The sequence below is a fragment of the Curtobacterium sp. Curtsp57 genome (genome assembly GCF_047324335.1).
Taxonomy (GTDB): domain Bacteria; phylum Actinomycetota; class Actinomycetes; order Actinomycetales; family Microbacteriaceae; genus Curtobacterium.
In genome coordinates this window covers 2731419-2750581 of the sequence record NZ_CP168511.1, presented here as the reverse complement: position 1 = coordinate 2750581, position 19163 = coordinate 2731419, and the positions used below count along the sequence as shown (strand labels likewise).

Below are 19163 nucleotides of genomic sequence, written 5' to 3'. Positions count from 1 at the left end.
GTGCGCGCGAGCACACCGAGGAGCCGCAGGCGGACTGCGGGTGACGGCGTGGGGTGCGCTGCACAGCGACGCGCGTCACGGTCGGCCGGCGTGCGGACCCGCGGGGAGGTGGGGGCTCCAGGGGGTCGACGCACCCGGCACGACGACGGTGGTCGACGGTACGTCAGGACGCTTGGCGTTCACTGGCCGTTCATGTGTACGCATTCATCTGGACGGCGGTCCTCGCACGTCAGCCGACCGGCCGCGCTCGCGCGTCAGCGCAGGGCGAGGGCGACGGCCTCCGCGCGGGTGCGGACACCGAGCTTCTGGAACAGCTGGTTCACGTAGGACTTCACGGTCGGCACGGTGAGGAACAGTTCGGCGGCGATCTCCGGGTTCGTCCGACCGTCGGCGATGCGCTCGAGCACGTCGGCCTCACGCGGGGTGAGCTCGGGGAAGCGGGCGCGGAGGGACGCCGGCCGCTCGGGTGCCGTCGTCGCGGTCAGCTGCGCGACGAGTCGTGCTCCCACCGCGGCGTCGAACGTGGACTGCCCGGACGCGACGGCCTGGATGGCGGCGGCGATCTCCACCCGTCCGGCGTCCTTGGTCAGGTATCCGCGGGCACCTGCTCGGAGCGCGGTGGTGATCGACTCGTCGTCGGCGAAGGTCGTCAGCACGAGCATGGCCACGCCGGGGTGCTCCGCCGTGATGCGCGCCGTGGCGGTCGGACCGTCGACGCCCGGCATCCGCAGGTCCATCAGCACGACGTCAGGGGACCACCGTTCCACCGCGGCGAGCGCCTCCGCTCCGTCGGCTGCCTCTCCGACGACCTCGAGGTCCGGCACCATGGACAGCACCGTCACCAGGCCGTCGCGCACGATCGCCTGGTCGTCGACGACGAGCACGCGGATGGTCATGCGTCCGTCACGTTCTGCGCGTTCTGCACGTCCTGCGCGTCTGGTTCGTCGACGCGGGCGCCGGCGACGGGGACGTGCATCGCGACGACGAACTCGTCCTCGGAGCGTTCGGCCTCGACGGTGGCGCCGGCGTCGAGCTCCGCGAAGCGCTCGTGGATGCCGATCAGTCCGTGGCCGCCGCCGGAGAGCGGGTTCGCGACGACCACGTCGACGGCGTCGCCGTCCCGGATCACCGAGAGGGACACCGGTCGGCCGGGGGCGTGGCGGCGGGCGTTGCTCAGGGCCTCCCTGGTGCTCGCGACGACGACGACGCGGTGGGCGTCGTCCAGGTCGGCGAGGGCGAGGTCGCCGGTGACGACGAGTTCCCCGCCGAAGTCGCGGTGGGCGGCGACGAGGGGGTGCAGGCCGGCGCCCGGTGCTGCGACCGGGGCTGTGTCGGTGGTCGCGGCTGTGTCGGTGTCCGCTTCTGCGTCGTCGCGGAGGGCGTGCACCGCACGGCGGGCCTCGGCGAGACCGTCGGCCGCGAGGGTGCGCGCGGCACCGGCACGCTGCGTGGCCTCGTCGACCCGGCCGGCCTCGAGCAGGGCCTCCACCGCGTCGAGCTGCAGCACCAGGCCACCGAGGGAGTGCGCAAGGACGTCGTGGATGTCCCTGGCGGCCCGCGACCGGTCGGCCAGGAGCCGGGCGCGCTGCTGGTCGCGTTCGGCCTGGCGCGCCTGCTGCTCGGCGACGCGGTACTGCCGCCGGCTGAACCCGACGAGGATCCCGAGGACCAGTCCTGCGCACGACCCGAGGACGAACTGCACGGTGGCGCCCTCCAGGCTCGCGGAGACGGCGATCTCGACGAGGGCGACCAGCGCGGCGACGACTCCGGCCCACACCGGGACCGCTGCACTCGCCTGCAGCACGACGATGCCGACGATCACCGCCGCGATCATCAGTGCGTCGGTCGGGGCGACCACGGCAGCGCCCGCGACGACCATGACCGCGCCGGCTGCCGCCATGGTGCGAGGCGTCCTGACGAACTCCCGGAGCGTCCACGCCGCGATCGTCACGCCACCGACGACCCAGACCCACGGTGGGAGCTGCTCGGCGATGCCGTTCCTGATGAACCAGAACGTGACGGCGACGATGCCGACGGCGCTCAGCACCCACCCGAGACGCGAACGCGACCGGCCCGCGGACGGGTCGGTCGGCTCGGGGACGGACAGCAGGGTCACCTGACCATCATGCCGCGGGTCCGTCCGGGGATGCGCTGGTCGATGACGAGCGCGCGGGCCGCACGGTTGATCGCGAGCATCAGCAGGATCGCGCCGGTGGAGGTGAGCAGGTGTGCGCCCATGGTGCCGCCGACGACGTCCAGCCCGACGCGCACGGCGATGAGCACGAACCAGAGTCCGGCGCCGTACCAGCCGGTGCGGGACTGGATCGTTCGGCCCTTGTCATCAGGGGTCGACACCGTCCGGAAGCGGGTCATCGTGCCCATCGCCAGACCGACGCCGACCGAGATGAGCGCCTCGATGCCGAGGAAGACGATGTCCGTCGTGGTGATCGTGGCCTTCGTCTGCGCCAGGACGACGACGCCGATGACCGCCATCACGAGCGGACCACGCCAGATGCGAGCGGGGTCCAGGTACTGCCAGGTGGCCTGCCGGTACGCGAGGAACCCGACGAGCGCGAGCCCGATGACGATGTTCGCGATGAGCTGGACCGACATGATGTGTGCCTTTCGGTGGAGTCCGGCGGGGGTTCCCGGCCGGTGATCCCATCGTGGTTCGGGCGCTCAGCGGACCACACCAACCACGGGTGGGGACGTGGGTGGTGATCGCGTGGTGTTCCATGGACCCATGGCTGATGCGTTCGACGGGTTCAAGCTCGGTGCCGGGTTCTCGGTGATCGAGCCCGACCGGCACCGGCCGGGCTCGTTCACGCTCGTCGTCGACGGCACGCCGCAGTCGCACGTCGACCTCGAGGACCCGACCCACCTGGCGTTCGAGTACATCCGCCGGATCGGCCACGCGATCGACCTGCTGCCGCCCGGACCGATCACGGCACTGCACCTCGGCGCCGGCGCCCTGACGCTCCCGCGCTACGTCGCGGTGACCCGACCGGGCTCGCGGCAGCAGGTGATCGAGCTCGAGCGAGACCTGGTCGACCAGGTGCGTGAGGCCCTGCCGTTCCCCCGAGGCGCCTCGATCCGGGTCCGGTACGGCGATGCGCGCGAGGTCCTCGGGAAGCTCCCCCACGGGCTGCGCGGCACCGTCGACCTGGCCGTCGTGGACGTGTTCGGCGGCGCACGGATCCCGGCGCACGTGACGAGCGTCGAGTTCTACCGCGAGGTCGCCGAGTTCCTGTCCCCGACGGGCATCGTCGCGGTGAACGTCGCCGACGGTGCCGGTCTCGCCTTCGCCAGGGGCCAGGCGTCGACGCTGCAGTCGGTGCTGCCGTCCGTCGCGGCCGTCGCGGACACCGGCATGCTCAAGGGCCGTCGGTTCGGCAACATCGTGCTGCTCGGCTCCCCCACGGACCTCCCGGTCGCGGACATGCCCCGCCGGTACTCGTCCGACCCGATGCCCGCGAAGGTCGTGCACGGCGCGGAGCTCCGGTCGTTCATCGCCGGTGCGCCCATCGTCACCGACGCGACGGCCGTCGCGTCTCCTGAACCGAACCGGTCCGTCTTCGGCGCCTGACCCGGACCTGCTTGCGGGCAACCTGGTGGTGCCGCTGCCAGGATGGGTGCTGAACGACCGCGCAGGTGCGTGGACGAACGAGACGGGGAAGCGCTCATGACGAACGACGACCGGAGCAACGAGGACCGGCCGGGCGACGGCCAGGCACCGACCTGGGGCGAGCCCGCTCCGCAGCAGCCCACGCAGCAGCCGGCGGCTCCGCAGGACGATGCACCGCGATACGGCGAGCGCATCACCCCGGCCTCCGCACCGCAGTACGGCGAGCAGGCCGCACCGCAGCAGCCGCAGTACGACCAGCAGCAGTACGGCCAGCAGCAGCCGCAGTACGGGCAGCAGCAGTACGGCCAGCAGCAGTACGACCAGCAGCAGGGCGCTCCGACGTGGGGCGGTCAGCAGCACGCAGCAGCGGCACCCGCGTCCGCCGGCGCCCCCGGGTGGCAGAGCTACGAGGAACCGAAGGCGAAGAAGAAGACCGTCGGTGTCATCGCGTTCGTCCTCGGGCTCGTCGCACTCGTGGTCGGCGTCATCACCGGCTACCTCTTCGGCACCGCGATCGTCCACAGCAGCGCGTTCGACCAGCTCCTGCAGAACGGCGGGAGCACGACCCCGGACCCGTCGCAGTTCCAGGACATGGAGAACGACCCGGCGCTCGCGGGTGCTGGCGTGCTGTTCCTCCTGGGGACGGTGATCGGTCTCTGGGCCCTGGTGCAGGGCATCATCGCGATCGCGACGAAGCGCGGACGCGGCTGGGGTGTCTTCGCCGTCGTGCTCGCCATCGTCGCGGTGATCGCGGTGCTCGTCACGTACGCGGCGGTCGCCGCGGTCGCGGTCTCGAACGGCGTCTCCTGAGCAACCGCGTGTGGCACCGGCCGCTCCCGGGCACGCACGGTTACCCTCGACCCTGATGTCCCCCGACGACCGCCAGCACCTCGACGACCTGGACGACCGCGCCCGGGAACCGCGCCACGCGGCTCCCGTCACCGCCGGTGTCAGCCCTGGGAGCACCTTCGCGCCCATCAGCCTCCGTCCGGCCGTGGACGTGCAGGTGGTCCAGGACCGCCTCCGTGCCCTCGGGCAGAGCCGCAGCACCGAGGCCCTCGCCGAGCGCGCGGAACTCCTGCGTCTGCTCGGCCGCCTCGACGAGGCCCTCGTCGTCGCGGAAGAGGTCTTCCGGCTGACGATGTTCACCGGGGAACGCGCCGACAAGGTCGCCGCACGGATCCGGCGTGCGCACGTCCTGCACGACCTCGGCCGGTACGAGCGGGCCGCGACCGAATCGGCCCTCGCCCGCGACACGGCGGCGACGGAGGAATGGCCTGAGCTCGAGGGCGCTGCCGCCGAGCTCGAGGGCTGGTCGCTGTTCGAGCTGAACCGCTTCGAGGAGGCGCGCGAGGTCCTCGGTCGCTCGTACGAGGCGTTCCGCGCCGCCGGGGCCCCGTCCGAACGCACCGACGCGCTCCGCTCGGCCGTCGAGGCGGCGATGCGCGCGTCCATCGCCCAGCCGGCGGCAGCGCCCGAGCGCCCGACCGCAGACCGTCCCCGCACCGCACGAGAGGCAGCGGTCCGTCGCGAGACCGACCCGGTCACGCGCGTCGCCGAGCCCGTGAAGGAGGTCCCGCCGGTCCGCCGCCGGGTCCTCGGGGCACCGGATGCCGCGCGCACCGAGGCGGACAGCCTCTGGGGCAAGCTCTCCGATCGCGCCGACCGGACCGACCGCACCGACCGCTCCCAGCGGCAGGGCCCAGCCGACCGGTGACGTCGCTCGACCAGGTCCGCTCCCGCGCCGCGGAGCTCATCGCGGCGCACCTGGGCGCCGGGTCGTGGTCGTTCGGCTTCGACAACGCCAAGACCCGTGCGGGCCAGTGCGACTTCGCCAAGCGCCGGATCACGGTGAGCAAGCACCTCGCCGTCCGGTTCTCGGACGACGACGTCGAGCAGGTCCTGCTGCACGAGGTCGCGCACGCCCTGAGCGGTGCCCGCGCCGGGCACGGGCCGAAGTGGCGGCGCACGGCTGCCTCGATCGGGTACACCGGGTCCCGCCTGCACGACGGCCCGATCGCCAGCGAACTGGCCCCGTGGGTCGGCGAGTGCCCGGCGGGACACGAGCACTTCCGCTACCGCACGCCGACCAGACCGCTGGCGTGCGCGAAGTGCTCCCGTCGGTTCGACGAGCGCCACCTCATCACGTGGACCCGCCGGGCGGACGTCGCCCGGACGGAGCCCGCGCGTTCCGAACTCGGCACCGAGGCGCGCCGGTAACCCGTTAGCCTGGGCGGATGCAGACGGGGCAGCACATCCGCACGGACTCGGGGTCGTCGTGGTTCTTCGACGCCGGACGGATCGCCCTCGACTTCGCGCACACCGGCGGGTTCGCCGACGACCCCGACGGCCGACGCCCCCGAGCCCAGCTCGGTGAACTCCTCGTCACGCCGGCCGACCTCGACGAGTGGTTGAGCGACCACACCGAACCGATCGACGTCGGCGCGAGCGCCCGCGAGCTGCAGGACGCCCGTGAACTCCGCGCCGCCATCGGCCGTCTCGCGGTCGCGGCGGCGCCCGCGCCGGCGTCCACGGCTGCCGAGCGCGCCGCGGTCGCAGCCGGCCTGCGTGCCGGGACCGGCCGCACGCGCCCCGCGCCAGACGACATCGACACCGTCAACCTGTTCGCCGCCCTGCCGGACGTGCCCCCGAGCCTCCCGGGTGGCCGTCGCCGGGCCGGAGCGAACCGTGTGCGGCTCGCACAGGCGCTCTCGAGCGTCGCTCGCGACGCCGTCGCCCTGTTCACCGAGGTCGGGTTCGACGACGTGGAGGCCGACGGCCGACCGACCCGCCTCAGCCGCTGCTCGGCGCCGGACTGCGGGCTCGTGTTCTACGACTCGTCCCGCGGCGGCACGCGCCGGTGGTGCGCGATGCAGCGCTGCGGGAACCGCGCGAAGGTGCGCGCGCACCGCGCTCGGCGCGCCGCCGCCTGACCTGCGGGTCGGCGAGCGCGTCGAACGTCACCGACCCTGGACGACAGAACCGTTGTCGTACGACAGCGATGCTGTCGCAATCCCGCGCGTGCAACTGTTGCGGGCGCGTGGGAGCGACACAACCGGTGTCGTACGACAGCGACTCTGTCGTTCCGGGTCGACAACCGGAACGGGCGCGGGCAGCCGGAACGACGCGGGCAACCGGAGCCGACGCGCACGCAAGCGCGCGCCTACTCCGCGCGCCAGGTGATCGTCGAGTCGCCCTCGGGGGCCTCGTCCACGGGCGCCGCACGCATGTAGCTCACCGCGTCGACGGTGGAGTCCTTCGGCGCCAGCAGCACGGCGCAGACGTCCGCGGTGCCGGTACCCGTCAGCGCCGACGTGATCGCCTTCCGGTCGAACGGGCACGCCTCCTGCAGCACGTCGTTCCGGTCGCTCGCGGCGAGCTCCGGCCCGGCCTGCAGCTTGTCGGCCGCACGGAGCCCCCACGCGTCGTTCGTCAGGTCTCCGACCGCGTCCGGGTCGAACGCACCGGACACCCGCTTGACGGTGAAGTGCGCGAGGTACGCGTCGTCGCCCTTCGGGTTCAACCCGAACTGGTCCATCGCGGCCGCGGTGACCCGCTCGACCTTCGTGGCGCGGATGTCGAGCTGCCCGTGGAACGCGGAGCCGTTGAGCTTCGTCGTCACGGAGTCACCCATGTCGTGGCCGCCCTGCGCGCACCCGCTGAGCATCGCGGCGGCGGCGATGGCGAGCACGCTCGCCGTGGTCAGTCGTCGTCTGGTCCCCTGCATGGTCGCCACGGTACGGACCCGGGAGGCTCGGGGCACGTCGTCGAATCAACCTCGCGTCCGGCGCGGGTCGGGACAGGCGCCGTCAGCAGTCGGTGACGACGTGGTCGGGATCGCCGAGGTCCTGGGACTTCCCCCAGTCGGCGAAGGAGAGCTCGACGGTACCGGTGGTGTCCGATGCCCGGAACGAGTACGGCACGGGCTCCCCCACGGCGGAGACCACGAGCGACCCGATCGGGGAGGACCCGTTCGCGACGACGATCTGCACGCGGGCGTCGTCGCCGGTGCCGGTGACCGCCCCGGGGTGCAGCGTGACGTCGGACCCGGTGCCGAGCATGCTCCGCAGCAGGTCGTCGGGCTCGGTGAACGGTGCCAGGTCCCGCACGGTGGCGGAGGTCGCTGGCACGCACACCCGGCCGCTGGTCACCTTCGCGAGACCGGACTGCGCGGCGAACGCGGCGTTGCCGGACACCCACACGTCGTCGGCCCGGCGACGGGCATCGAGGGACACGTCGCCGACGGACAGTCGCAGCGCGGAGTCCTCGGTCGTGCCGCGGTAGTCGATCCGCACGGTCCGGCCGGGCACGGTGTCACCGGACCCCTTCGCGGCGGCGGGGTCCGGCACGAGTTCGGTGACGGTGCCCGTCGCGACGACGGGCTCGGAGCGCATCGCCGCGAGGACGTCCTGCAGCGCGGTCGTCCCGTCGACGGTCTCGATGCCGTTCCTCGTACCGTCCACCGGGGCCTGCCCGCCGAACCCGGTGGCGGTCGGGGTGACCGCGATGTCCGTCGGAGCCTGCCCGGAGCACGCGGTCAGCACGAGCGTCGTCGCGACGACCCCGGCTGCGACCGACCAGCGGCGCACGCGTGCGTCAGCCCGCATCGCCCACGCAGACCTGCTTCGCACCCTGGTCGGAGAGCGCACCGGCGTCCGTCGGCACGCTCTTGCCCTGGTTGTCGGCGGTCGCGCGGACGACGAAGCACGAGTCGGCGTCGTACAGGCCGGACGACTTCGGGATCCAGACCTCGGTGCCCCGGACCAGCCGGCTGACGTCGACGGGCTTCGTGCCGGGTTCGACGACGAACACCGACCACGCGACGTCGTCACCCTTCCAGGACACCCGGACGTTCCCGGAGCCGGACTGCACCGCGAGGCCGGACGGCGACGGCGGTCCCTCTGCGGTGACGGCGCGGACGACGAGCACGGCACCGATCACGACGGCGATCAGGGCGAGGGCCGCGGAGACGAGGAACGCCGGGTGCCGCCAGAGCGGGCGGCGGGTGGTCTCGGTGCGCTCGAGCTCGGGCAGGACGCCGATGTCCGACCCCATCGCGCGCTTCGGGGTCTGGCTCTGGACGCCCCACTGCTCGTAGAGCGCCGGCTGCCCCGGGTCCCAGCCGAGCCGGGTGCCCTGTCGCTGCTGGGACGGCGCGGCCGAGGTCGACGGTGACGGAGCGGACGGCACCGGGACGGAGGGGATCGGCGGGACGACGGGTGGTGACTCGCTCAACGGACCGGTTCCTCCCCAAGACGGTGATGCTGACCCCACGGTGCGGATCGCACGGCAAGCATACGGACGACGACGGCCCCCGCGAGCACGCGGGGGCCGTCGGGACGGATCAGAAGGTGAGCGAGCCCTCGATGTCCTTGACCTTCATGCGGGCCAGCGCGAGGTTCGCCTTCGCGCGGTCCAGCACGAAGTAGATGAAGACCTCGGGGTGGCTCGCCAGCGGGCGGATGATGTGGAACTGCGAGGACAGCGTGATGAGGATGTCGTCGATCGAGTCGGCGAGACCGAGGGACTTCGCGGTCTTGAGCTTCGCGCGGACGACCTCGGTGTTGCCGGCGGCAGCGAGCTCCAGGTCGATGCCGCTGCCGGCGCCGCCGAGCAGCATGCCGGAGCCGCTGTCGACCACGGCCGCGGCCATGGCGCCGTCGACGGAGACGAGTTCGTTGAGGGAGTCGGTGATGGTGGCCATTCGGGTTTCCTTGTCGTTCGGTACCGACGCGCAGGGACGCGCCGGGCCCCGCCGCGGTGGCGAGGAGCTTCGGTGCCGGGCTCGGATCAGGAGCCGGCGGGGACGGGAGCGGGGACCGCGAGCGCCTCGGCGATGCGGGAGGCACAGCGGCGGGACACGGTCAGCGCCTTGCCGAGCATCTCGTCGGTGTCGAACAGGGCGGCGAGCACGATCGTCTGCCCCGGGATGCGCATCTGCACCACGTGCCCGCGCTCGGCGGCGATGATGACGTACTCGCTGGTGCCCATCGTGAGCTCGCGGGCGACGGCCTCGCTGAGCGCCTGGATGGAGCTCGCCATGCTGGCGAACCGGGCCCCGTCGGTCGGTGCGGAAGCGCTGTCGGACAGGCGGACGATCTCGAAGCCGTCGTCGCTGAGGAGCGACGCGGTGATCAGCGACGTGGTCATGTCGCGCATCGCGGTGAGCTCGACGCGACCGAGGTCGATGACGACGGGGTCCTGGTGGGGGGCGAGTGACATCAGTGCACTTCCTGCGCGGGAGCGGGAGCCGCCGGCGCCATGGCCGCGCGCATCTCGATGTTGGCGACGAGCGTCAGCAGGACAGTGGTCATCTGCTCCGGCTCGCGGGGGTCGACGGTGAAGACGGGCACGAGCATCTCGGGGTGCGCCGCGTACAGGGCGTCGGAGAACGCGGCGGTGGAGGTCCCGCCGACCACGTCCGCACGGGTCACCCCGACCACGACACCGCCGCGGTCGTGCAGGTCGCGGAACTCCTCGATGAACTCGAGCATGCTCGCGACGGGGTCGGGCGCATCGGCGTTCACGAGCACGACGAGCCCGCGCGCGCGGTCCTTCAGGATCTGCCACATGAAGTCGAACCGGCGCTGTCCCGGGATGCCGTACAGCCGCACCTTGTCGACGTCGCCGACGGTGATCTCGCCGTAGTCGAGCGCCACCGTCGTGGTCGCCTTGTCCGCCGTCTCGCGGTCGGTGTTCGCGGCCTCGGTCCGGACGACGGGGACCTCGCTGAGCGCCTCGATCGCGGTGGTCTTGCCTGCGCCCATCGGGCCGGCGAACAGGATGACGTGCTCGGCCATCAGCGTGCCAGCCGGTCGAGCAGACGGCGGAACAGCCCGCCGCGGGCGGGTGCGGCGGTGGCCGTGGCGGTGACGACGGGGCGATCGAACGCCGGACGGGCCATCGCGACGTCGGGGGCCGTCGACCGGAGGATCCGCATCAGGCTGAAGGCGTTGACCACGCGACGGGCCTCGGCGGGCGCGACGTTCGCCTGCTCGGCGAGCTCGTCGACCGTGAGCGACGCGTACCCGAGCATGGACGTCATCCGCACGTGGTCGGGGGTGTGCGCGAGCGTGGTGAAGTTCGGCCAGCGCTGCAGCCGGTAGGTGTCGTCGCGCTGCAGCCACCAGGCGAGCTCACCGGGGAAGGAGTTGAGGCCGATGTGCCAGAGGAGCGACTGGAGCTCGTTGCCCGGCGTCGTCGTGACGGCGGAGTCCTGTTCGCGGGACTCGCGGCCGACCCGGAGCTCGAGCGGCTCGATCGGCATGTCGGCGAGGTCGGTGGACCACCAGTAGGCGTTCGCGGTGACGTCGATGAGCAGTGGCTCGTGTCCGGCGATCTCGACGCGCAGCACGTCGTCCTGCGCGTCCCACATCGGCCGGAGCGCCATGGCGACCCGGGTCCAGCCGAAGCGCGGCATCGCTCCCGTGTCGTCGGACATGACGGGCACACGGTCAACGGCCCCGTCCGGCAGTACGGGCTCCATCGGTGCTGGCTCCATCGGTGGTGTCTCCTCCTGGGGCCGGTACCCCCGGCCGTCTCCCCCTCGGGAGCCGGTGCGCACCCGTTCGGACCCTCCGATCCAAGCGGTCGGGCGGAGGTCCCCGGAAGCCCCCGTCTGGGCGGCACCTGTCGGGGAGGTGCGCGCCGCCTATCATGAGGTCGTGCTCCGGGGGCGTGCAACGACGACGGGACGAGGGCGGCTGGGTGCCGTGCTCGCGTCCGTCGCGCTCGCTGCGGGCGGCCTCGTCGCACTGACGGGAGGCCCGGCTCCGGCCGCGCAGGCGGCGAACGGCCCACAGCGGCTGGACACAGCGCGGGTCGGCACAGCGCAGGTCGACACAGCGGCGGCCGGCTCGACCGTCTCGACCGGCTCGACCGACGGGGCGGGAGCAGCGTCGGACCCCGTGCGGGTCGCCGTCCCGTACACCGGCAAGGCCGACGTGGCGCTCGGCGACGGGTGGACGGTCGCCGACTGCGGGCGCGTGAACGTGCCGACGGGCGTCGCGATGGCGTGCTCCGGCGACTCGCTCTCGCTCACGTCGAAGGGCTACCGGACGGACTTCGGGACGGTGCTCATGACCGTGCCGCTGCGTTCCGCGTCGTTCGACCTCGACGTCACGTACCTCGTGTCGCTGGCACCGCCGACCCCTCCGACCCTGGACGGGCAGACCTACGACTACCCCTTCGCCGCGGGGACCACCGCGTCGATCCCGTGGTCGGACCTCGGCGTCCGCTGCGACGGCTGCGCGGCAGGACCCCGGATGACCGTCGTGTCCACGAAGCCCGCCGGGTTCGTCGCCACGGTGACGAGCACCGGTCTGCTGGTCCGCGGGCCCGAGGACCGGACGGGCACCGCGACCGTGCGGCTCCGTGCGACCGACGACCAGGGACACTCCGGCACCGCGAAGGTGAAGGCGGTGTTCGTGGACCAGGGGGAGTCCGGCATCGCCGCTGACGACGTCGTGCGCCGACTCGGCGCCGACGGCTCCGTGACGATCGACCTGCACGACCTGGCCGACGCGCAGCAGGGCGCCGTGACGATCGACGGGTGCGGTACCCCGGTCGCGGGCACCGTCACCTGCGCCGACGACGGCACCGCCACCTATCGTCCAGACGGCACAGCCCGTCCCGACGGGACGATGCGCGCCGCCGACCAGTTCTCCTTCCACGTCCGCACCGCCTCCGGCGACCAGGCGACCGGTACCGTGACCGTGCTCCCACGCGAGGGCACGCGGACGGCCGCCACCGCGTCCGGGACGGTGGCGACGGACGACGACCGCGGCGTGCGGTACCCGGCCACGGGCCTCCAGTCCGACACCGGGGCGACGACCGCGCACAGCGTCGTCCGCACCCTGCCGTCCGAGGACGACACCGCCGCAGGCGGCGGGTCCACCGGACTCCTCACCCCGCTCACGGCACCACTCGACCGCATCACGAACGGAAACCGATGACGCTCCGGCTCAGCCTGCAGGACGCGACCTTCGTGGTCGACGCGACCGACGTCACGAGCGTCGCCGAGGTGGCGGCCGGACTCGGTGTCGATCCGGCCACCATCGCGCCCGGTGCCGCTCCGGAGACGTCGTTGGCCGACGCCGGGATCCTGAACGGGTCGACGCTCCCCGCGCGGGCACCGAGCGAACTGCCCCCGGGGCGACCGCGGCTCGAGGTCGTCGGCGGACCGTTCTCCGGCGAGACCGTGCCGCTGCCCCTCGACGGACCGCTGCGCATCGGCAGCTCCGGTGCCATGGAGCTCTGCGTCGCCGACCCGTTCCTGCGGCCGCACCACGCGACCATCGCGCTCGACCACGGTTCGCCGGAGAGCACGCCCACGCCCGCGATGCCCGGTCCGCTGCGCGCCGTGCTCAGCGTGATGGACGGAGCCGACGGCGTCGTCGTGAACGGCCGGTCCGTCACGGGGACCGCGGACATCGTCCCCGCCGACGTCGTGCAGATCGGCAGCTCGGTGTTCCGCATCGGCATCGAGCCCTACGTCGACGCCGACCTGGCCCCCGACGAGGTCGGCATGCGCGGCTTCAACCGGAGCTCGCGGATCATGCCGCCGGCGACCCCGCCGACCGTCGTGCTACCCGGCGACCAGCCCGACGACGTCGACAAGACCCCGATGCCGTGGCTGTCCGCCGTGATCCCGGTGGTGCTCGGCGTGACGATGGCGTTCGTGTTCGCGCGGCCGATCATGCTCATGATGGCGGCGGCCTCGCCCGTGATGGTCGTCGGCACGTTCCTGACCCAGCGCTCGCGGGCGAAGAAGAAGGGCGTGAAGACGTTCGAGGAGTGGCGGCAGGACATCGCCGACACCCGGGTCCGCATCGCGCAGCTCGTCCGCGAACAACGCCTCGACTCCTGGTACCGGAGCGTCGACCCCGTGGTGATCCGCGACATCGCCACCCGGCCGCTCGCGCGCCTGTGGGAGCGCCGGAAGCGCGACGCTGACGCCCTGCACGTGCGCGTCGGCGTCGCCGAGGTCCCGCTGCAGGCGAACTTCCAGGGCGGCAAGGCGAAGAACGCCTCGCCGCACCACGTCGGCGTCGCGCCGGCTCCGGTGGACGTCGACCTGTCAGCAGGGGTCGTCGGCATCGCGGGGCCTGGCGACGTGACCCGAGCGCTCGTCCGGTCGATGCTCGCCGCGGTCGCCACCCTCCGTTCCCCCCGTGACACCCGCATCGTCGTGGTCTGCGGGGACGAGGACGCCAGCAGGTGGGAGTGGACCCAGTGGCTCCCCCACACGCAGCAGGCCGAGGACGGCGCCTTCGCGCTCATCGGCAACACCGACGACGCCAGACGGGAGCGCATCCGCGAGCTCGCCGCGCTCGTGCAGACCCGCTCGCGCGCGGGTTCCGCCGTCAGCGCGCGGGACTTCGACACCGACGTGGTGCTCGTCGTCGACGGCGCCCGCGAGTACCGCACGCTCCCCGGCATGGTGCAGGTGCTCGAGCAGGGCGCACTCGTCGGCGTGCACGTCGTCGCGCTCGACAGCGACCGTGCACGCCTGCCCGAGGAGTCCCGCACCGTCGTGGCCGTCGACCCCGACGACCGCTCGCTCGCCCGGCTGGAATCGGACGCCGAGTACCACGCGTCCGTGCTCCTCGACGGGCTGTCGGTGCCCACCGCCGAGCGCATCGCCCGCAGCCTGTGCTCGATCCGCCACGTCTCCGGCGTCGGCGACGAGGGCATGCTGCCGACGAGCGTGCGCTACGTGGACCTGCTCGGCGTCGACCTCGACGACCCGGCGCCGATCGTCGCCAGGTGGCAGCGCTCGCCGCGTCGGACGCACGTCGTCGTCGGAGCAGGAGCGGACGGCGAGTTCGCGATCGACATCGCCGCGGACGGCCCGCACGCCCTCGTCGCCGGCACGACGGGCTCCGGCAAGTCGGAGTTCCTGCAGGCGCTCGTCGTCTCGCTCGCGATGGCGAACCGCCCGGACGCGCTCAACTTCGTGCTCGTCGACTACAAGGGCGCCTCGGCGTTCGCGGACTGCTCCCGCCTGCCGCACACCGTCGGCATGGTGACGAACCTCGACGCCCGTGAGACCGAGCGCGCCCTGACCTCGCTCGACGCCGAGCTGAAGCGCCGCGAGACGGTGCTGCGCCTGCCGGAGCTCGGCGTGAAGGACGTCGACGCCGCGTGGTCGAAGGACCCGGACGCCGCCGCCCGCAACGGACTCGCGCGGCTGATGATCGTCATCGACGAGTTCGCCGAGCTGAAGACCGAACACCCGGACTTCATCGACGGCCTCGTGCGCATCGCCCGCGTCGGCCGGTCCCTCGGCGTGCACCTCGTCCTCGCGACGCAGCGTCCGTCCGGGGTGATCACGCCCGAGATGCAGTCGAACATCAACCTCCGCGTGGCGCTCCGCGTGACCGACCGCGCCGACTCCACCGACGTGCTCGGCTCCCCCGAGGCGGCGCTCATCAGCCAGGCCACCCCCGGCCGCGGCTTCGTGCGGGCCGGTCTCGGGGCCATGCCCAGCGGGTTCCAGACCGCCCGCGTCGCCGGCATCCGCCAGGGCGTGCAGCGGGTCCAGCGGCAGCTGCCGAAGATCGCCCCCGTGGACTGGGAGGGCGTCGGCTACGCCCCGCGCTTCCCCGTCCGGCGTCACGCGGCAGCGCCCGTCGACCACGACGACACCGACCTCCGCGCGCTCGTCGACGTCGTCACCCGGGCGACCGAGTCGCTCGGCATCCCGAAGAACTCCTCGCCGTGGCTGATGCCGCTGCCGTCGCTCCTGCCCCTGTCGCAGGTCGCGGGCGGAGCGGGTGCCCCGACGACCGTCACGCTCGGCATCGAGGACGTCCCCGGCCAGCAGACCCAGCGCCCGCTGACGTGGGACCTCGAGGCGGGGACGCACCTGATGTTCCTCGGCGGGGCATTGTCCGGCCGGACCACCGCGCTCCGGACCGTCCTCGCGCAGGCCGTCGAGCGGATGAGCCCGAACGACCTGCACCTGTACGTGATCGACCACGGCAACGGCGGGATGCTGCCCCTCGCGCAGGCCCCGCACACCGGCGCCGTCGTCACCCCGCTCGAACCCGCTCGGCTCCCGCGCCTGATGGACCGGCTGATCGAGGAGCTCGCACGCCGCCAGGGCGTGCTCTCCCGCGCCGCCGTGGGCACCATCGTCGAGCAGCGCCGGGCGCACCCCACGGATGCGCTGCCGTACATCGTCGTCGCCGTGGACGGGTGGGACCGCGCCACGAGCTCGATGCAGCCCGAGGACCTGCTGCCCATCCGCGAGCAGATGACCCGGGTCCTCCGCGAAGGTCCGGCAGCCGGCATCCGCGTCGTCGTCACCGGCGACAAGACCGTCGCCGCCGACCGCATCGCCGGGTTCATCAGCGACCAGTACGTGCTCCCGATGCGCGACGTGAACGACTACCGCGGCGCCGGGGTGATGGTGCGGGAGCTCCCCGAGACCGTCCCGGCCGGGCGCGTGTTCTTCGGCGCGACCGTCCGCGAGGCCCAGCTCGCCGTCCTCGGCCAGGACGCCTCCGCCGAGGCCCAGGCGGCAGCCCTCCGCGGCACGGTCTCCGCCGCCGTCGAACGGTGGACGGACGCGGTCGGGCAGGACCCGTTCCGCGTCGACGCCCTGCCGTCCCGGGTGTCCCTCGCCGAGGCGCAGGACCTCCCCGTCGCGACCGGCCACCCCGCAGACGGCCCCACCGCAGGCGTCGGCGGCGACGAACTCGCCCGCATCACCCTGGACTGGCCGGCCGCCGGCGGGTTCCAGGTCGTCGGCGAGCGCGGCACCGGCCGGTCCACCGCGCTCACGTCGCTCGCGCACCAGCTGGTCTGGGCAGGACGCCCCGTCATCGCCGTCGCGACGAAGCCCTCCGTCTTCCAGACCTGGGCGCAGGAGGCGGACGTCCCGCTCCTCACCGACCCGATGGGGTTCATGGACCTCGGGCCGGCGATCGGCCGCTACGAGGACCCCGCCGAACTCATCACCGTGCTCATCGACGACGCCGAACTCGTGTCGAACACCCCGCTCGAGAACTCCCTGATGGGCGACCGCGCGCGCTTCGTGTTCGTCGTCGCGACCAACCCGGACGCCGCCGCGAAGACCTTCAGCGGCCCCTACGGCGAAGTCCGGCGCACCCAGGAGGGCATGATCCTCTCGCCGTCCAGCGCGCTGCAGGGGACCCAGCTGTTCGGGCAGAAGGTGCCGAAGTGGATGGTCGGGCGCCAGCCCGCCGGAGGCGGCGCGATCCACCGTCGCGGCGAGTGGACGCAGGTGCAGGTGCCCGACCCGGCCGCCTGACGGGCGGGGGCTGCCCGTGCCGGGTGATCGGAGCCTCCCGTAGGCTGTGACGCTGGAAGCGCGAGACGGGGGATGACGACGGATGGCTGCACGCTGCTCGTACTGCGGAGCCGAGCTCCGGCCGAACAGCATGTTCTGCCTGTCGTGCGGCCAGCTCGCCACCGGTGGACGGCGCTCGACGCCCGCCCCGGTGAGCGACACGTCCGAGGTGCCGCCGCAGCCGTCGGCGTCCGTCCCGCCGCCACCCGCTGCTCCGTCCCGTCCGTCGCCGGGTCCCGCCGACGGACTGGAGGCCCGGATCGCCGCCGCCCCGCCGGTCGCCGCACCCGGTCTGCCGCAGCTGGTCTTCACCACCGGACAGACGCTCGTGGTGCGGGAGGGCACCGTGCTGCTCGGCCGGCGGCCGGAGGACATCGCGGCTGCTGAGGGCGCTGCCGCGTTCGCACTGGACGACCCGGACCGGTCGATGTCGCGGGTGCACGCAGCGGTGGTGTTCGGGGCGGCGGGGTTGCGCGTGGTCGATCGTGGATCGGGCAACGGGACCGTGCTCCGGCGTGGAGACCGGGAGGACCGGTGCCCTGAGGGGCTGCCCGTGGAGCTCGTCCCGGGGGACGAGCTGTGGTTCGGGTCGGTGGGGGCGCGGGTCCGGTGACGGTGCTCGACGACGCCACCCGCCAGAGCTGGCAGCGGTTCTTCGCGCTGGACGGACGGTTCGACGTCCACTACGACGCAGAACGCTTCCGGAGGATCGCGAGCAGGAACCTCCGCGACGCGGTCCTGCTCATCGTGTCCGTCGTCGTTGTGCTCGCGCTCGTGCTGCTGTGGGGGCGACTCGGTCCGATCGTCCTCGGCTTGCTCCTCTTCGTCGTCGGTGGGATCCTCGCGATCGTCCTGCTGCGGCGTCGACTCTCGCTGCTCCGCCCGGCCGGGGGCGAACCCGGGCTCCTGCTCGGGGTCTCCAACAGCGGGCTGCACACGCCGCTCGTCCCGCTCATCGACTGGAGCAGCGTGCGAGCGGTGTTCGCGGTCGACGAGTCCACGCGGCTCGCGCAGAAGCGTGGCCAGCGCAACGTCGCGGGCACGGCGGAGGTGTGGGCGGCCGGCAACGGCAAGGCGACCAGGCACCTCTGGTTCCTGCTCGAGGACGCACCCGCCCTGCGGTCGCAGGTGGTTCACCAGCGCTGGGCGAAGGGTTTCGAGACCTTCACGAACGTGAACGGTCCGGCGTTCGCGCAGTACATCCTCGACCTCGACACGGTGCTGTCGTACGACGACACGAGGAAGATCACGGCCGCTGTGCTCGTTCAGGCACAGGCACGTGGCATCCACGCCGTGGAGTCGCTCGGCGCGTCCGACTTCGCCGAGTACGCGGGCCTGCTGAGCGGCGTCACCGTCGACGGGGTCGTCCCCCCGAAGCCAGCGGACGTCCCCGGCAACCCGTTCCGGCACTAGGCTTTCGCGGGAACCCGGCGGGCGGCGCCGGGCCGACAGACGACGAGGGGCGAAGTGTCGATGATGCCTGACGTGCCAGCGGGTCCGAGGCCCGTGACCATCACGCCGGATCCGGAGCGGTACGCCGCTGTGGTCCGACGCGAGCGGGCGACGCTGATCGGGACCGTCGTGGTGGTCGTCGCCGCAGAGGTCGTGACGAGCGTGCTCGGGCTGCTCGGCCCCATCATCGTCGCGCACGGGCTGACGCTCGTCGCCGCGTTCTACTTCTTCTCGGTCCTGCGCTTCCGCCGCAACCGGATGGCGCAGACGCTCGGCGACACCTCGCGCGGGATCACCGTGTCGGACGCCGGGGTGGACATCCCGGTCCTCGGCACCGTGGCCTGGCAGGAGATCGTCGCCGTCTTCACCGTGGTGGACCAGGACCGCGCCGACCGGTACGCCCGGTCCCGCGGGATCCGCGGCGTCGCCGAGCGCTGGACGCAGTCGGTCGGCTCCGCCAACCACTACCTGACGATCGCCGTCGCCGACGGGCTCGCGCTCCGCCAGCGCGTGGATCCGCCCCGCTACCGCCGGTGGGTCAAGCTCTGGGCCCGCTCCGGTGCGCCCGACTTCGGCGCGGTCCAGCTCATCGGCGACTCGTACTACACCGATGCGGACGCCGACCTGCTCGATCGCACGCTCCGCGCGTTCGCCGCGGCCCGTGGGCTGCCGGCCTCGCGGACGGCGAACATGCTCGAACAGGGTGAGTTCTTCCGGACGAACTCCGGCATCGCGGTCTTCGACGGCCGCTCGGAAGCGAAGTGAACA

20 protein-coding genes are annotated in these 19163 nt (G+C 72.9%); 10 read left to right on the top strand and 10 right to left on the bottom strand.

Annotated features, from left to right (window positions below; all coding sequences use genetic code 11):
- Positions 1-254: 254 nt before the first annotated feature.
- From ACEN9V_RS13145 to ACEN9V_RS13135, 3 genes are read right to left on the bottom strand one after another with little or no spacing between them, the layout of a single operon-like run.
- The gene (locus ACEN9V_RS13145; RefSeq protein WP_413600691.1) at positions 255-896 is read right to left on the bottom strand and encodes a response regulator; all 642 of its coding nucleotides are present in this window, start codon (positions 894-896) and stop codon (positions 255-257) included.
- Positions 893-2116 (bottom strand): sensor histidine kinase, encoded by a 1224-nt coding sequence (locus ACEN9V_RS13140; RefSeq protein ID WP_413600690.1) that lies wholly within the window; start codon positions 2114-2116, stop codon positions 893-895. The genes ACEN9V_RS13145 and ACEN9V_RS13140 overlap by 4 nt, the downstream gene beginning before the upstream one ends.
- Positions 2113-2613, bottom strand: coding sequence for a hypothetical protein (locus tag ACEN9V_RS13135; RefSeq protein ID WP_413600689.1), 501 nt, complete (start codon positions 2611-2613; stop codon positions 2113-2115). Before ACEN9V_RS13135 ends, ACEN9V_RS13140 begins: the two co-directional genes overlap by 4 nt.
- A 130-nt stretch (positions 2614-2743) precedes the next feature.
- On the opposite strand from ACEN9V_RS13135, the gene ACEN9V_RS13130 reads away from it, so the two are divergent.
- The 5 genes from ACEN9V_RS13130 to ACEN9V_RS13110 all read left to right on the top strand — a co-directional run bounded on the left by ACEN9V_RS13130 (position 2744) and on the right by ACEN9V_RS13110 (position 6558).
- On the top strand, positions 2744-3586 hold the full coding sequence (locus tag ACEN9V_RS13130; RefSeq protein WP_402727275.1) for a spermidine synthase: 843 nt from the start codon (positions 2744-2746) through the stop codon (positions 3584-3586).
- Positions 3587-3682: 96 nt separating this feature from the next.
- Complete coding sequence (locus ACEN9V_RS13125; RefSeq protein WP_413600688.1) at positions 3683-4435, top strand: DUF4064 domain-containing protein; 753 nt, start codon at positions 3683-3685, stop codon at positions 4433-4435.
- 55 nt (positions 4436-4490) lie between these two features.
- Positions 4491-5342, top strand: a complete 852-nt coding sequence (locus ACEN9V_RS13120; RefSeq protein ID WP_413600687.1) for a hypothetical protein — start codon at positions 4491-4493, stop codon at positions 5340-5342.
- Complete coding sequence (locus ACEN9V_RS13115) at positions 5339-5845, top strand: SprT-like domain-containing protein (RefSeq protein ID WP_413600686.1); 507 nt, start codon at positions 5339-5341, stop codon at positions 5843-5845. The genes ACEN9V_RS13120 and ACEN9V_RS13115 overlap by 4 nt, the downstream gene beginning before the upstream one ends.
- A 17-nt stretch (positions 5846-5862) precedes the next feature.
- Complete coding sequence (locus ACEN9V_RS13110; RefSeq protein ID WP_413600685.1) at positions 5863-6558, top strand: CGNR zinc finger domain-containing protein; 696 nt, start codon at positions 5863-5865, stop codon at positions 6556-6558.
- A 230-nt stretch (positions 6559-6788) separates the two neighbouring features.
- Here ACEN9V_RS13110 and ACEN9V_RS13105 read toward each other — a convergent pair whose 3' ends face one another.
- The 7 genes from ACEN9V_RS13105 to ACEN9V_RS13075 form a co-directional block, all read right to left on the bottom strand.
- A complete protein-coding gene (locus ACEN9V_RS13105) occupies positions 6789-7352 on the bottom strand; it encodes a hypothetical protein (RefSeq protein ID WP_402727280.1) in 564 nt (187 codons plus the stop codon).
- 82 nt (positions 7353-7434) lie between these two features.
- Positions 7435-8232, bottom strand: a complete 798-nt coding sequence (locus ACEN9V_RS13100) for a hypothetical protein (protein ID WP_413600684.1) — start codon at positions 8230-8232, stop codon at positions 7435-7437.
- Entirely contained in the window at positions 8222-8860 is a 639-nt protein-coding gene (locus tag ACEN9V_RS13095) for a hypothetical protein (RefSeq protein WP_413600683.1), read from the bottom strand. The genes ACEN9V_RS13100 and ACEN9V_RS13095 overlap by 11 nt, the downstream gene beginning before the upstream one ends.
- A 109-nt stretch (positions 8861-8969) precedes the next feature.
- Entirely contained in the window at positions 8970-9329 is a 360-nt protein-coding gene (locus ACEN9V_RS13090) for a hypothetical protein (protein WP_413600682.1), read from the bottom strand.
- Between the two features lie 86 nt (positions 9330-9415).
- Positions 9416-9847, bottom strand: a complete 432-nt coding sequence (locus ACEN9V_RS13085; protein ID WP_402727283.1) for a roadblock/LC7 domain-containing protein — start codon at positions 9845-9847, stop codon at positions 9416-9418.
- Entirely contained in the window at positions 9847-10425 is a 579-nt protein-coding gene (locus ACEN9V_RS13080; RefSeq protein ID WP_413600681.1) for a GTP-binding protein, read from the bottom strand. Before ACEN9V_RS13080 ends, ACEN9V_RS13085 begins: the two co-directional genes overlap by 1 nt.
- Positions 10425-11066, bottom strand: coding sequence for a hypothetical protein (locus tag ACEN9V_RS13075; RefSeq protein ID WP_413600680.1), 642 nt, complete (start codon positions 11064-11066; stop codon positions 10425-10427). Before ACEN9V_RS13075 ends, ACEN9V_RS13080 begins: the two co-directional genes overlap by 1 nt.
- 223 nt (positions 11067-11289) lie before the next feature.
- Here ACEN9V_RS13075 and ACEN9V_RS13070 point away from each other — a divergent pair, with 223 nt between their 5' ends.
- The 5 genes from ACEN9V_RS13070 to ACEN9V_RS13050 all read left to right on the top strand — a co-directional run bounded on the left by ACEN9V_RS13070 (position 11290) and on the right by ACEN9V_RS13050 (position 19160).
- The gene (locus ACEN9V_RS13070; protein ID WP_413600679.1) at positions 11290-12579 is read left to right on the top strand and encodes an Ig-like domain-containing protein; all 1290 of its coding nucleotides are present in this window, start codon (positions 11290-11292) and stop codon (positions 12577-12579) included.
- Positions 12576-16904 (top strand): FtsK/SpoIIIE domain-containing protein, encoded by a 4329-nt coding sequence (locus ACEN9V_RS13065; protein WP_413600678.1) that lies wholly within the window; start codon positions 12576-12578, stop codon positions 16902-16904. Before ACEN9V_RS13070 ends, ACEN9V_RS13065 begins: the two co-directional genes overlap by 4 nt.
- 82 nt (positions 16905-16986) lie before the next feature.
- Entirely contained in the window at positions 16987-17556 is a 570-nt protein-coding gene (locus ACEN9V_RS13060) for an FHA domain-containing protein (RefSeq protein WP_413600677.1), read from the top strand.
- A complete protein-coding gene (locus ACEN9V_RS13055) occupies positions 17553-18356 on the top strand; it encodes a hypothetical protein (protein ID WP_413600676.1) in 804 nt (267 codons plus the stop codon). The genes ACEN9V_RS13060 and ACEN9V_RS13055 overlap by 4 nt, the downstream gene beginning before the upstream one ends.
- A gap of 93 nt (positions 18357-18449) precedes the next feature.
- Positions 18450-19160, top strand: a complete 711-nt coding sequence (locus tag ACEN9V_RS13050) for a hypothetical protein (RefSeq protein ID WP_413600675.1) — start codon at positions 18450-18452, stop codon at positions 19158-19160.
- Positions 19161-19163: the final 3 nt, after the last annotated feature.